General features: G+C 68.9%; 14 protein-coding genes. 2 read left to right on the forward strand and 12 right to left on the reverse strand.

Annotation, left to right across the window (positions count from 1 at the left end):
* The first annotated feature begins 171 nt into the window (after positions 1-171).
* Positions 172-951: a phosphatase gene (locus tag DNK56_RS06760; protein ID WP_111331393.1), complete on the forward strand. Its 780-nt coding sequence runs from the start codon at positions 172-174 to the stop codon at positions 949-951.
* Positions 952-1000: 49 nt separating this feature from the next.
* On the opposite strand, the gene DNK56_RS06765 is transcribed toward DNK56_RS06760, so the two are convergent.
* Genes DNK56_RS06765 through DNK56_RS06775 form a run of 3 tightly spaced genes read right to left on the reverse strand, consistent with a single transcriptional unit; the run spans position 1001 to position 4124 of the window.
* Positions 1001-1978, reverse strand: coding sequence for a cation diffusion facilitator family transporter (locus tag DNK56_RS06765; protein ID WP_111331395.1), 978 nt, complete (start codon positions 1976-1978; stop codon positions 1001-1003).
* A 60-nt stretch (positions 1979-2038) separates the two neighbouring features.
* Positions 2039-2950, reverse strand: coding sequence for an acyl-CoA thioesterase (locus tag DNK56_RS06770; RefSeq protein ID WP_111331397.1), 912 nt, complete (start codon positions 2948-2950; stop codon positions 2039-2041).
* Positions 2951-2966: 16 nt separating this feature from the next.
* On the reverse strand, positions 2967-4124 hold the full coding sequence (locus DNK56_RS06775; protein WP_111331399.1) for an acyl-CoA dehydrogenase family protein: 1158 nt from the start codon (positions 4122-4124) through the stop codon (positions 2967-2969).
* 228 nt (positions 4125-4352) lie between these two features.
* Here DNK56_RS06775 and DNK56_RS06780 point away from each other — a divergent pair, with 228 nt between their 5' ends.
* Positions 4353-5309, forward strand: coding sequence for an Imm49 family immunity protein (locus DNK56_RS06780; protein ID WP_241989782.1), 957 nt, complete (start codon positions 4353-4355; stop codon positions 5307-5309).
* A gap of 20 nt (positions 5310-5329) precedes the next feature.
* On the opposite strand, the gene DNK56_RS06785 is transcribed toward DNK56_RS06780, so the two are convergent.
* The 9 genes from DNK56_RS06785 to DNK56_RS06830 all read right to left on the reverse strand — a co-directional run bounded on the left by DNK56_RS06785 (position 5330) and on the right by DNK56_RS06830 (position 13396).
* Positions 5330-6064, reverse strand: coding sequence for an immunity 49 family protein (locus DNK56_RS06785; protein ID WP_111331401.1), 735 nt, complete (start codon positions 6062-6064; stop codon positions 5330-5332).
* 182 nt (positions 6065-6246) lie between these two features.
* Positions 6247-7050 (reverse strand): immunity 49 family protein, encoded by an 804-nt coding sequence (locus tag DNK56_RS06790; RefSeq protein ID WP_111335555.1) that lies wholly within the window; start codon positions 7048-7050, stop codon positions 6247-6249.
* Between the two features lie 125 nt (positions 7051-7175).
* Positions 7176-7646, reverse strand: a complete 471-nt coding sequence (locus DNK56_RS06795) for a hypothetical protein (protein WP_241989783.1) — start codon at positions 7644-7646, stop codon at positions 7176-7178.
* A gap of 26 nt (positions 7647-7672) precedes the next feature.
* Positions 7673-8647, reverse strand: a complete 975-nt coding sequence (locus DNK56_RS35780; protein ID WP_241989784.1) for a hypothetical protein — start codon at positions 8645-8647, stop codon at positions 7673-7675.
* Between the two features lie 37 nt (positions 8648-8684).
* Entirely contained in the window at positions 8685-9545 is an 861-nt protein-coding gene (locus DNK56_RS06810) for an immunity 49 family protein (RefSeq protein WP_111331403.1), read from the reverse strand.
* Positions 9542-12238 (reverse strand): hypothetical protein, encoded by a 2697-nt coding sequence (locus DNK56_RS06815; protein ID WP_111331405.1) that lies wholly within the window; start codon positions 12236-12238, stop codon positions 9542-9544. The genes DNK56_RS06810 and DNK56_RS06815 overlap by 4 nt, the downstream gene beginning before the upstream one ends.
* A complete protein-coding gene (locus tag DNK56_RS06820) occupies positions 12235-12663 on the reverse strand; it encodes a DUF6507 family protein (RefSeq protein WP_111331407.1) in 429 nt (142 codons plus the stop codon). The genes DNK56_RS06815 and DNK56_RS06820 overlap by 4 nt, the downstream gene beginning before the upstream one ends.
* A gap of 26 nt (positions 12664-12689) precedes the next feature.
* Complete coding sequence (locus tag DNK56_RS06825) at positions 12690-13007, reverse strand: pore-forming ESAT-6 family protein (protein WP_111331409.1); 318 nt, start codon at positions 13005-13007, stop codon at positions 12690-12692.
* A 56-nt stretch (positions 13008-13063) separates the two neighbouring features.
* The gene (locus DNK56_RS06830; protein WP_111331411.1) at positions 13064-13396 is read right to left on the reverse strand and encodes a hypothetical protein; all 333 of its coding nucleotides are present in this window, start codon (positions 13394-13396) and stop codon (positions 13064-13066) included.
* Positions 13397-13503: the final 107 nt, after the last annotated feature.

Consider the following 13503-nt stretch of genomic DNA (forward strand, 5'->3'; position numbering starts at 1 on the left):
TCGCGGGTGAATGAGACAGGGGTTTGGCGCAAAGTCAGTGGTCTATACCCATTTCATGCGGGGAGGCCGGGCGGAGCGGAAAGTTCCAGGTCACCGGCGGGTGAACGCTCACTCAACATCCGGCCTGCGGATGGCCGGGACGCCGCGCACCGGCCACGGCACAATGGCCCCATGCCGATACCCAGCCGCGCCGCCCTCGTCGAGCACCTCGTCCGTACGCGCATCGCGGGGGACGTCGCCACCCCGCGCGACAACAACCTGGCCCACTACCGCAGCCTGGCCAACGGCGACCGGCACTACTGGCTGGGCCTTGAGCTGGGCGACCGGTGGCGCGACGAGCAGGACGTGCTCGCCGTGATGGCCGAAAGGTGCGGGGTCAGCGACGATCCGGAGCACCGGTTCGGCCAGGACACCATCGACCCCGAGCTGACCGTCGACGCCCTGGAACGGGCCGCCGCCCTGCTGCGCAAGGCCGCCGAGGGCCGCGAACGGGTCCTCTTCGCCACCGGCCACCCCGGCGGCCTCCTGGACGTCCACCGGCAGACGGCGGCGGCGCTGCGGGCGGCCGGCTGCGAGATCGTACGGATTCCGGGCGGGCTGATGGCCGACGAGGGCATGGTCTTCCAGTTCGCGGACGTCGCCGTCCAGGAGCGCGGCGCGACCCTCTGGCACACCCACTCCCCGGCCCCGATGGCCGCCGTCCTGGACGGCCTGGAACGGGAGGGCCGCCCGCTGCCCGACCTCGTCGTCGCCGACCACGGCTGGGCCGGCTGCGCCGCGCAGCGCGGCCTGGACGCCATCGGGTACGCCGACTGCAACGACCCGGCGCTGTTCCTCGGCGAGGCGGAGGGCACCCTCCAGGTGGCCGTCCCGCTCGACGACCACGTCCTGGACCCGCGCTTCTACGACCCGATGACGGACTACCTGCTGGCGGCGGCGGGACTGCTCTGACGCGACGGGGCCGGCCCGAGGCGGCGGGGCCGCTTTCGGGGCCGCTCCGTCAGGCCCCCGGCTCCCCGTCCTCCGCCGCGCGGGCCCGGCGGCGCGCCTCCCGGCCCGACGTGGGGTCCAGGTACACCCGCTTGATCGACGCGTACCGCTGCCGCAGCCGGCGCTCCGCCCGCTCGCACGCCGACTCGATCTGCCCGGCGCTGACCGTGTCCACGAAGTCCACCTTCGCGGCCACCAGGATCTCGTCCGGCCCCTGGATGAGCGTGGTCAGCTCCAGCACGGCCACCAGGTGTTCCACCGCGAGCAGCTCCTCCCGGATGCCCTCCCGCATCGGCGCGGACACCGGCCGCCCGATCAGCAGCTGCACATTGGACCGCCCGAGCACCCAGGCCACGTACACCAGCAGCACCCCGATCAGCAGCGAGGCGACTCCGTCCCACACCCCGGACCCGGTCAGCTGCCCGCCGAGCAGCCCGCCCGCCGCGAGCAGCAGCCCCACCAGGGCCGCCGAGTCCTCCATCACGACGGCCTTGACCGCGGTGTCCGGGGTGCGCCGGAAATAGTGCCGGGCGGGCGCGCCGAGCCGTACGGCCTCCTCCCGGACCTGGCGCAGCCCGGTCCGCAGCGAGAAGCCCTCCAGCAGGAAGGCGACGACGAGCACGAGGTACGAGAGCAGCGGGTCGCCCAGCTCCTCGCCCGCCAGCAGGGTGTGCACCCCGTCGTAGATCGAGAAGACCGCGCCGCCGACGAACGTCGCCACGGAGGCGAGCAGCGCCCAGATGTACCGCTCGGGGCCGTACCCCAGCGGATGGTCCTCGTCGGCCGGCTTCTCGCTGCGTTTGAGCGCGGTGAGCAGCAGCACCTCGGTGACGGTGTCGGCCACCGAGTGGGCCGCCTCGGAGAGCATCGCGCTCGATCCGCTGATCAGCCCGGCGACCGCCTTCGCCACGGCGATGCCGAGGTTGGCGAGGGCCGCGACGACGACGGTGAAGGTGGACCCGCCGCCACTGCTTTTCGCGTCAGTCATGCCGGTGAGTATGTCCGCGGCCGGGCCGCCGGTGTCCGACGCGCGGCCGGGGCCGGCCGGTCAGCGGGGGACGCGGACGACACCCTCCTGGATGACGGTGATCGCCAGCCGGCCGTCCCGGGTGTAGATCCGGGCCTGGCCGAGCCCGCGCCCGCCGGACGCGGACGGCGACTCCTGGTCGTACAGCAGCCACTCGTCGGCCCGGAACGGCCGGTGGAACCACATCGCGTGGTCCAGGCTCGCGCCCACCACGTCACCGACCGCCCAGCCGCCCCGCCCGTGGGCGAGCAGCACCGAGTCGAGCAGCGTCATGTCGGAGACGTACGTCGCCATGCACACGTGCAGCAGCGGGTCGTCGGCCAGCTTGCCGTTGGTCCGGAACCACACCTGCGACCGGGGCTCGCGGGGCACGCCGACCGTGCCGAACGGCGGCGCGTCCACGTACCGCAGATCGACCGCGGCGCGCGCCTCGATCAGCCGGTCCACCATGCCCGGGTCGCTGAACCGGTGGGCGTGGCGGGGCAGCATCTCGGCGGCCGTGGGCAGCGTCTCGGGGTCGGGCGCCGCCGGCATGGCCGTCTGGTGCTCCAGCCCCTCCTCGTACGTCTGGAAGGACGCGGACAGGTGGAAGATCGGCTGCCCGTGCTGGACGGCGACGACCCGGCGCGTGGTGAACGACCGGCCGTCGCGGATGCGGTCCACGGTGTAGACGATCGGGGCGCCCGGATCGCCCATGCGCAGGAAGTACGAGTGCAGCGAGTGGGCAATGGGGCCTCCCCTGCTCGAGTTCATTCGAGAGCTTGGGGACCGGTCGGCGGGGACGGTGCGGCCCGCGGCGACGAGCGCCTGGGCCGCGACCTGTCCGCCGAAGACCCGGGGCACGACCGCCGAGCGGCTGGCACCCCGGAAGATGTCCTGCTCGATCCGCTCCAGGTCGAGCAGATCGAGCAGGGAATCGAGTGCGGTGCTCATGGGGGGAACGCGGTCCCTACAGGCCCATGGACTTGGCGATGATCGACTTCATGACCTCGCTGGTGCCGCCGTAGATGCGGTTGACGCGGTTGTCGGCGTAGAGGCGGGCGATCGGGTACTCGTTCATGAAGCCGTAGCCGCCGTGGAGCTGGAGGCAGCGGTCGATCACGCGGTGTGCGACCTCGGTGCAGAACAGCTTCGCGGAGGCGGCCTCGGCGGCGGTCAGCTCACCGGCGTCCAGCGCCTCCAGGGCGCGGTCGGCGACGGCCTGGGCCGCGTCCACCTCGGCCTGGCAGGCGGCCAGCTCGAACTTGGTGTTCTGGAACGAGGCGACGGTCTTGCCGAAGACCGTGCGCTCCTGCACGTACTCCTTGGCGAACCGGACGGCCGCGGCGGCCTGGGCGTACGCGCCGAAGGCGATGCCCCAGCGCTCGGACGCCAGGTTGGTGCCGAGGTAGCCGAAGCCCTTGTTCTCCTCGCCGAGCAGGTCCTCGGCGGGCACCTTGACGTCGACGAAGGCCAGTTCGGCGGTGTCGGAGACCTTGAGGCCCAGCTTGTCGAGCTTGCGGCCGATGGAGTAGCCCTCGGACTTGGTGTCCACGGCGAACAGCGAGATGCCGAAGCGGCGGTCGTCCTCGCGCGGGGCGGAGGTGCGGGCGCAGACGATGACGCGGTCGGCGTGCACGCCGCCGGTGATGAACGTCTTGGCGCCGTTGAGCACGTAGTGCGTGCCGTCCTCGGAGAGCTTGGCGGTGGTCTTCATGCCCGCCACGTCCGACCCGGTGCCCGGCTCGGTCATCGCGAGGGCCCACATCTCCTCGCCGCTGACGAACTTCGGCAGCCAGCGCTTCTTCTGCTCGTCGGTGGCGAGCATCTTGATGTACGGCAGGCCGAGCAGCGTGTGCACGCCGGAGCCGCCGAAGGAGACGCCGGCCCGAGCGGTCTCCTCGTAGATGATCGCCTCGTACTTGTGCGAGTCGATGCCCGCGCCGTCGTACTCCTCGTCCACGTTGATCCCGAAGACGCCCAGCTCACCAAGCTGCTTGTAGAACTCCCGCGGCGCCTGCCCGGCGGCGAACCACTCCTCGTACACGGGCACGACCTCGGCCGCGATGAAGGCCCGGATGGTCTCCCGGAACGCCTCGTGGTCCTCGTTGAATACCGTACGGCGCACGGGGTGCCTCCCTGGTGGCTGCGACTTCTACGTCTTCTGGGGCTACGTCTTCCGGAGCATGGCTAAGCGCTTGCTCAGCCATGGTTAAAAGTTACCCGGCGGTCATGGGGCTGTCCAGGGTGATGCGGAGCACGTGGGAGCGGGACGGCGGCGACCGCCGGTCAGTAGGGTGATGCGCGATCCACATCCGGCCGGACGTGGGGCGGGACGGGACGGGATGGTTGGGCTGTGCACCTGCAGCGGCATGTACTCGATGACGCGCACGTGGCGGCCGCCCGGGACGATTTCGACCGCCGGATCGGCGGGCTGGTGCGGAGTCTGTCCTCGGAGCGGATGACCGCCAACGACTGGTCCCTGCTGGCGGGGGAGTTGCTCGACCATCTGGGCGCGCTGTCCGTACGCCACCCCGCTCTCGACACCCCGCAGGCGGAAGCCGTCCTCCGCGCCGCGGAACAGGCTGCGAGCGGCGCCGTAGCCTTCGCCGCGTACTTCCCTGGCCACCCCTTCACGGTCTCCCTGGACTACGTGAACTTCGGGGTGTCCTACGACGCTGGTGCGGACGGAAGCCCTGTTTCCCTTGGCGCGTTCGACTGGCTCGACGCCTTCTGCCTGGCCGTGCTCACGGATACGGTCGAGCGCCACCGCGAGGCGTTCTACCACGCACGCGACCCTCAGCAGGCCCGCTTCCCCATTGGCGCGCTCGCCGACGGCCTCATGGCGTACGTACTGGGGGACCTGGGCGACGACGAAGACGCGGACTACCCGCCCACGGAGGCGCAGGTGCTCGCGGCGATCGACGGCGGGCTCGCCTTCATCCGCGCGTTCGTCGCCGAGCTGGGGAGCGACGTCGGGGGCCGCCGCGATTACCTGGCCCTCCTCGCGCTGCGCGCCCTTGCGGCCGGGGACGGGGAGGAATTCGACGCGGCGTTGGGCCGACTACTGCTGACGTACAAGTCGTTCGGGGAGGTCAGCACCCACCCCCGCTCCCTCCTGCCGCTCACACCCCTGGCGCTCGCCGCGCTGGCCCACCGCCGCCGGGGCTGGGCGCCCGCCGTGGACAGCGACTACCTTCCCCACGCCGTGATCACCGGCTTCGGGGCCGGCCGGCCCGCGACGACCCACCGGGCCGACATGATCGCCGCGCTCCGCTCGGGGGCGGAACTCTTCGGGCGTCCGGGCGAGTAGCGCGGTCGCGCTTTGCTTCCTCAGGTGGGGAATTCGCCGATCCAGGTGCGCTGGAGGAGGTGCTTGGGGAGGTATTCGGATTCGATGTCGACGGGGAAATCGGCGTCGGCTGCCAGGCAGGCTATGGCCAGCGGGGCCAGGGCGACCCAGCCGAAGCAGGAGTCGGATCGCTCCTGGTCGGCCGACCAATAGGCCCTGTGGGCGCGGAGCGCCTGCTCCAGCGCGCTGTTGAACTCGGCGTGCTGCCCGGTGGCCCGTCGGCGGAGGAGGTCCATGGGGGGCCACATGAGCTGGGAGACGTAATCCTGTCCGGTGACGGACGGCACGCCGGGAGCCGTTCCCGATGCTGCCTTGACCAGTTTGTCGGCGAACTCCGGCCGGCCCAGCCAGAACGCCTGCAGCGCCTCGATCCACGCGTAAAGGTAGTCGTCACACACTGCTCCCGACTCATGCAGCTTCGAAGTCGGGACGTGGCAAAGTGCCGTCAGCCGCTCGGCGTTGCGGCAGACGACCGCCAGGTAGAAGGCAGTGAGCCAGTGCCCCGCGTCCGCGTACGACTCGGGACGGACGAAGGCGGGAACTACACGCACTTCATGGTGGATGAGGCAGTCCACGCTGTCCTCGGCGGTCGTAGCGGCTGCGAAGACAGCCGACCCGGCCTGCATGGCCGCGACCCAGGCCTCCCACGATTCGATCCAAGCGGCGGTGGGATCGACCGCAGACTTCTCGTAGGCCATGACCAGCGACGTGGACATGACGCTCTCGAGAGCGTAAGGCGCTTTGTGGATTCTTTCCAGCAATTGCTCGGTATGCGGAAAAATAGACGGTTTCCGCTCGGGCAAATGCTGTCGGGTGATCGCGTGTCGGGCGATGGCTCTGGTCACTGGGCCCCACTCTCTCGGAAACGTGCGCTCGGTGCGACCTCGTGGCTGAGGGCTCAGGTGGGGAATTCGCCGATCCAGGTGCGCTGGAGGAGGTGCTTGGGGAGGTAGTCGGATTCGATGTCGAGGGGGAAGTCGGCGTCGTGGGCGAGGCAGGCGATGGCGAGGGGTCCGAGGGCGATGGAGCCGTCGATGTCCGTGGCGCGTTCTTCGTTGAGGGTCCAGTACGCCTTGTGGAGTTGGAGTGCCTCGGCGAGGGCGGGGGCGAAGCCGTCTTGGTCTTGGCGGACGTAGTGGTAGAAGAGGTTGATCGGCGGGTAGAGCACGCCCTGCAGCATGTCGAGGGGTGCGACGCGTGCGACCGAGGGGTCGGACGTCTCGATGGTGGCGATGAGCTTGTCGGCGAGGCCGGGTCCGCGGAGCCACCAGGTCTGGAGGGTGTCGATCCAGTGGTGGAGGTATTCATCGGCCAGAGCCTGGGGTGAGCGCAGCTGTTCCAGCGGGATCTGGCTGAGCTGGGTCAGGCGTGGCTGGTCGCGGCAGATGAGGGCCAGCCAGAAACTGGTCAGCCAGGCACCCTCGCCGGCTACCAGCCTGCAGCCGGGGGCCGGGATGGTCCGCAGCTTGTGATTGATCCGGCACTCCACGGTTCCCTCGCCGGCGCCGGCGACGGCGACGGCGAACAGTGCCGAGCCCATCTGCAGGGCGTTGACCGCTGACTCCCATGTCTCGATCGCAGCAGCCTCGGGATCAATCAGGCACCGGGCACGCAGACCCATCACGGAGGTGTTGAAGGTTGCATCGATGAGCTTGGAGCTTCTGGCCAGCTCGTTGATGTCTTCGAACAGGTATTCCTCCAAGTCGGCTGCGAACTGTTCCGTATTGCGCCCCTTGAATACGTCATGGCGGGCGATATTGGTGGTGGTCACGACAGGGTCCCCCTGCTGATGTCGAGCCGTCTGTCGATGCTGCCACCCTCGGGGCACTACAGGCTCGGGCGTCCCGTGCCGGGTGAGGGTGTCAGGTGCAGTACTGCTTCGGCGTTTGCGATCAATCGACCGACCTCGATGGGGAGATGCTCGAATTCCTCCATGGCGACGTCGTACGGCTCTACGCGATAGCGGATCCCGTCGAGGCCGGTCGCCTCGATGTACCACCGGTACCCAGCAGGAGACGTGGAGTCCTCCGCATTCACCCAGGTCGCCTCATGGCGCAGGACCATGAGGTCTCCCAGGTAAGCGGTGAGGTCTGTGTGAAGGGTGATCCAGTCCGACTGCTCGAACTCTGCGAGCGGAAGGCGGTCCACATAGTTCTGGAGGCCTGGCAGGAGAACCAGCGGGTCTCTCATGTACCGCTGCCCGCTCAGGCCCAGCATTTCGGCGAGGCCCACGGCGTGGCGGTGCATGCCAGCGGTCCACTCGGAGGCGTACGAGCCGGATTCCGTAGCGCCGGTCATGGGGTCGGTTCCTGCCGAAGGCCCCCTCACAGGTCGGCAGCCATTTCCCGGAGGGCGCCGAGGCGCATGCGGCCGGGGGCGTGGTCCCCCTGGGGGAGGCCATCGGTGAGTTGCTGAAGGGCTTCGGACGGTGCGAGGCCCTGGTCGTGTGCGGTGTGCAGGCGGTCGAGCCAGTGGAGTCCAGCGTGGTACGTCTCGTCGTCGCCGACATCCTTCGGCTCGAAGCTTGCAGCGTTCTCCGCGTCGGAGGCCCAGAGGTACCCCAGCACCGCGTGCCCAACCAGCACGGGCACGTACTGGACTTCGCCTTCCGCCGTGCGCTTGTAGCCGATGCGGCCGAAGCCCGGGGCGTGAGTGAATTCGTCATACCTACGGGGAATCTCGAAAGTGGCCCACACGTCGGACGGGGTTCCGCCCTCCTCGTAGACATTGTCGGCGCCGGTCGTGGTCGGTCTGGCGAAATGGCTCTGGTTGTCCGGGTCGGTCTCGGCATGGAGAGCGTCGGCGAGTGCGGGCAGGGCGGCGGCCAGGCGCGCCGCATTCACCGGATAGCCGGCGCCCTGGGCACGCCCCCTGAGGTCGTACGGCATCCAGGAGTCGTGGAGCGTCACCAGTTCCACGGACACGAAGCCGGCGTACGCCGAGGCCCTGAGCTCGAACAGGCCGCACTGGAGCGTGTCTCCTTCGGTCGACGCGAGCATCCCGTCGCACCGCAGGTTGGCGTCCACAGGGCCGACTGGGTGGTCGCCCAAGTGGGCTCTGACCGTCTCGCTGAAGCGCCCCGAATCGTCGGACGTTCTCAACTCGCCCCGGAACAATGAGTTCTGCGGCCTACCCCGCTCTGCGACGGACAGGCGCACCTGGGCCTCGGCGGCAGCGAGCCCATGTGCAGCGAGGACGGAGTGCGCGGCCAACGCGTCGCGCAAACACAGCGCCAAGTCATCCCCGTCGGCGTCGCTACGTCCCCAGGTCCAGCGGGCGACAGGGGTGCTGGCAAGCATGGGTATTCCTCCAAAGTGAAACGGTTCGCACGGAGCGTCAGACGGGGAATTCTCCGACCCAGCTGCGTTGGAGGAGGTGCTGAGGGAGGTATTCGGATTCGACGTCGATGGGGAAGTCGCCGTCGTAGGCGAGGCACGCGATGGCGAGTGGACCGACGGCCCACAGGCCCTCGGTGTCCTCCTCGCGGTCCTCGGTCTTTGTCCAGTAGCTCTTGTGAAGTTCAAGGGCTTCGATCAGGGCAGCGTTGAAACCGTCATGGTCATGCTTGATGAACCGGTAGAAGAGATTGATCGGCGGGTACGAGATGTTCTGCAGCCAGTCTCGCGGGGCGATCTGGGTTACGTCCGGGTGGGAGGTCCGGAAGGCTGCTGTGAGGGCCTCGACCATTGCGGGTTGCTGACGTGACCAATACGTCTGCAGCGTGGCTACCCAGTGGTAGAGGTATTCGTCGTGTTGTGCACCGGAGTCGCGCAGCACGGCCATGGGTACTTCGCACAGTTCGGTCAGCCGTTCTTGGTCCCGGCAGATGAGGGCGAAGTAGAAGGCATCGATCCACGAGGGTGCGTTGGCGTAGATCCTGGGGCCGGTGACAGGGAGCGTGCGCGTCTCGTGATGGATGCGGCACTCGAAGGTGTCACCTGTGGCAGTGGCGGCGCGGAAGATCGCCGATCCCACTTGCATGGCGTTCACCACGGCTTCCCAGGTTTCGATGCCTGAGCACGTCGGGTCGACCGTCGAACGGGCGCCGACGCACGTTCGCACGGAGTTCCACAGGGCGTCGAGCATGTGCGGCGACTGCTCGATCGAGGAGATCTCCTCGATGGTCTCCTCGGTCAGGGCTCGTGCAAAGCCTTCGTCGTCGGGCCCTGGCACGCCATGGCGAGGGATGGTGGTCACGAAGGCTCCCTGATGTCGAACTTTTGAGTGGAGTACCCAGTGTATGTGCCTGCATTGTCCTGGCCCCTGACGACGATGTAATCGACTCGACCGTCCCGAAGCGCGCTTCGTAGGTCAGCCGACAATCTTCCGTCGCTGGGAAAATTACGCCGTCTCTTTTCCATTTGGTCGAGAATGTCGAGGAAGTACGTACGTGACCCCTGAGAGTAGCGCGCCCCATTGATCAGGCGTTCCCCCAGCGGTGTATCCACGTGACTCTTTGCCTCAACGACGATGAATCGATCTCCGTCCTTATAGACTTGATCGAACTGGGCGTTGCCATTTTTAGGCCCGTGCAAGGTTTCCGGCTTGGCGTTCGGATAAAGTTCAGGGATCGCGTGCAGGCGTGCTACGCCCTCCCCGTAGATTTCGCTGGCTTTGGTTGATGCGTTGTGTGGGCCCCTGTGTCTTTCGGCTGCTTCGTCCAATGCTGCGCGCAATTCGTCGGTTCGGTGGAGCTTGTATTCCCTCCTGGCGTTGCCGTGCTCCACATGGAACGGGTGGTCTGCGGCTATGGCGTCGTGCCGGGCCTTCGCCAATTCGTCGAGCTCCGCGCGCGCCTCTGGAGTGGCCGCAGTTCGTCCTCGTTCCACCGGCATGTCGTCGAGGTAGGCAGGGGGCAGCGGGGGTGCGAGATCTGATTTCGCCACCCAGGTACCATCGGGCAATTCGACGAGTTGCGGAGGGACAGTATTCGTCCAGTCGGTGCGGGTCTCGCTGAGGCGGTAGCCGTTCTTTCGGTAGTACTCCTTGCGGTACGCGGGATCGGAATTCGCGCGCTCCACTTGATGTTCCATGATTGCTTGGCGTTCAGCGGGGGTGTACGTGCGTGGATCGCGGGGGTCGGGCAGACCGTGCCCGGCGGCGGGACGGTGACCCGGTCCGCCGCCGTCGCCTCCACCGTGGCCGGCGCTCTGGTGAGGGACGGCACGGCCGGTTCCGCCGCCGTGGCCGGCGGCAGTCGGCGTGCCGTCGCCGTGTCCGCCGGTGGGGGTGCTGTCAGTTGCGCCGGAGCCAGGTGACTGATGGCTGACCGAGTTCTGAGCGGAGTGCGCGCCGACGCCGGCCATTTCGGAAACCCTGCTCGGCGTATCCGGGCGGGTGGCGCCCACCCCCGCCCCCTCCTGCCGGGCCGCCGAGTTGTGCTGGAGGAGGGTGCCGTCCTCGCGCAGGAGGTTGCCGTGGCCGTCCAGGTAGACCGTGTTGCCGGCCTCGTCCGTGCCCCTGAGCACGTTCTCGGGGAGGGCCGTCGTCCCGTCGGGGAGTTTGAGCGCGCCTTCGGGTACGCGGAGGGCGCCTTCAGGGGGATGTACGCCCTCCGGGAGGCGGACCACGCCGTCGCCCAGGTCCATCGCGCCCGGGGGGACCTCCGCGCCGTCCGGGAGTTTGAAGGAGTTGGCCGGGACCTCGAACGCGGCCTCCGGGACCGCCGCGCCCTCCGGCAGGTGCAGGGTGCCGTCGGGTAGTTTGAACGCGCCCTCCGGGAGGGTGACCGTGCCCTCGGGGAAGGCGGGTATCTCGAACTGCCCCAGACCCTTGAGCGCCGCCAGGCCGTCGCCGATCTTCGTCAGGCCCATGCCCGCGCCCTTGAAGACGTACGTCATCGGGTCCACGACCCGGCCCACCTTGCCCGCCGTGGACAGGGCCTTCGCCGCGACGGCCGCCTTTCCGGCGCCGGAGGCCGCGCCGCCCGTGCCGCCGGTGAACACTGTCGTGACGACGTTGAACGCCACCGCGCCCAGCGCCCGGGACGGGTTCTCGCTCCACTGGTCCCAGGCCAGGAGCGCCTTGCCGGTCTCCTTCATCGCCTTGCGGGAGTCCCGCAGATAGGCGGGGAGCCGGTCGTCCGGCAGCCCCCAGTACAGGCCGGCCAACGGGGTGGTGGAGATCACCACGCCCGTGGCGAGCTTCCCCAGGCCCGACCACGCCTGCTTGGCGGAGTCCCAGCCCTCGGTGCCGACCAGGGTGCCCAGGCCCTTGATCGTGCCCCAGACGCCGTCGACGAAGAACCCCTTGGCGAAGTCCCAGGCGTGTTCGTGCAGTTGCCACCAGGGCTTGGACTCCTCGACCGGGTCGCCCCAGGGCAGGCCCTCGGCGTGCTTGAGGGTCTCGGCGTCGTAGCCGTACGTGCCCTTCTTGCCGGAGCCGTCGTCGGTCTTCAGCGCGGGGCCGCCGACCAGTGCGACGATCTTGTCGTGGCAGGCCCGCTCCACCGCCTGGAACGCCGCCCAGGTCTCGGCGATCTCGTCGTGGCGGCGGTTGTTCTCCTCGACCAGGTCGCCGTCCTCGCGCCACTTGTCGTCGTCCTTGATCCGGACGACGAAGGACTCGGCCTCGCGCTTGAGCTCCCTCAGCTTCTCGACCAGCGGGGCGGCGTCGGTCCCGTACGCGGACAGCGCGGCCGTGATCGTCTCAAGCTCCGACTTCAGGGAGGTCCCGCGGTCCGCGACCGGTTGCGTCGTCGCGAACAGCTGGTCGGCCTCCGGCGCCTTGTAGAACGCCTGGAGGCCGCCGAAGCTGCTGTGGACGTCACCGGCGGCGGTGGCGGTCGACGCCGCACTCTTCGTCAGCGTGGTCACGCTGGTGTCCAGCAGGGCGAGATTGCCGGTGAAGACGGGTATGCCCGACGGGATGACCGCCTCGTTCTCGCTCACCTGCCGCCCGCCCGTATGTCCTTGAGCACGTCCAGGCGGACGGACCTGGCGGCGTCCTGGGCCCGCTTGGCCGTGTCGAGGTCGCCCTCCACGTACTCGCTCGTCGCCGTCGCCGCGCCGAGCACGGCGGCCTGGATGCGCTCCGCCATCGACTTCAGCTGCGGCTTCCGCTCGGTCACGTACGTGCCGAGTGCCGCGGCGACCGGCCCCAGGGTGGGGTGGGAGAGGGGCTCCGCCCCCACCGCCACCGGCCCGGCCACCGGCAGCGACGCCGCCGAGCCGGGGACCGCCGTGCCCGCGTGCGTCGCCGCGTCCGACATCGCGGTGACCAGGGCGTTCAACGCCTTCTCCAGGTCACCGGCGTGCGCGCCGACCTTCTTCAACTGCCCCTGCACACCCTGCGGTTCGATGTCCCAAGCCGTCACCGGCCGCCCCCCCCGAGTCGTGAACGTCAGCCGATGTTGTCCACGGCCGCCTTCGCGCGGGCCAGGGTCTGCTGGGCGGTGCCGTCGTTCTTCTCCAGGGTGGAGCGCAGCAGGTGGATGATGTTCTTGACCTCCTGCGACGCCGCGTTCCAGCGGAGTTCCTTGCCGTGGTACTCGTCGGCCACGCCGTCCGCCGCGAAGTCGCTCATCGCGGCCTTGACCTGGCCGTCCCGCGCCGTGATGACGAGCTCAAGCTGGGCGATGACCACCTGCAGATTGGCCTGTACCTCGGTCGACGCGCCGGTGTCGTACGAGCGCCGGTCGGTGTTGCCCGCGTTCCCCATGACTCTTGTCTCTCCCCGTCAGGAATGTGTACGGATGCGTGGAAGCCCGCGCCGGGTCAGCGGCCGCCGAACCGGGCCGCGTCGAAGTTGGCCGACGCCATCTGCGTACGGGCGTTCTCGCCCTGCTCCTGGTCGCCCGAGCCGAACGCCGCGTCCATGCCCTGCTGGCCGCCGAGAATGCCGGACAGCGAGGCGTTGAGCGCGGCGGTGATCTCGTCGGAGCGGTTCTTGAAGTCGTCGAACGCGACCTTGCCGGAGCCGTTGAACTTGCCCTCCAGCGGCTCCGCCGCCTGGATCAACTGCCGGATGAGCGTGCCCAGATCCGTGCTGGAGCCCTGTGAGTGCGAGATCAGGGTCGACAGGACCGTGGACCCCATGTCGAACTTCATTCGTTTCCCCCCCAGTGATCGAACGAACGTGTCCTCTCCGCACTCATGTCTATCAATGCGCGCGTCGCTACTGCAATCTGCAATCGGCCATATCGTCACGGTGACCG

Source organism: Streptomyces sp. AC1-42W (genome assembly GCF_003248355.1).
In the GTDB taxonomy this organism is placed as follows: Bacteria; Actinomycetota; Actinomycetes; order Streptomycetales; family Streptomycetaceae; genus Streptomyces.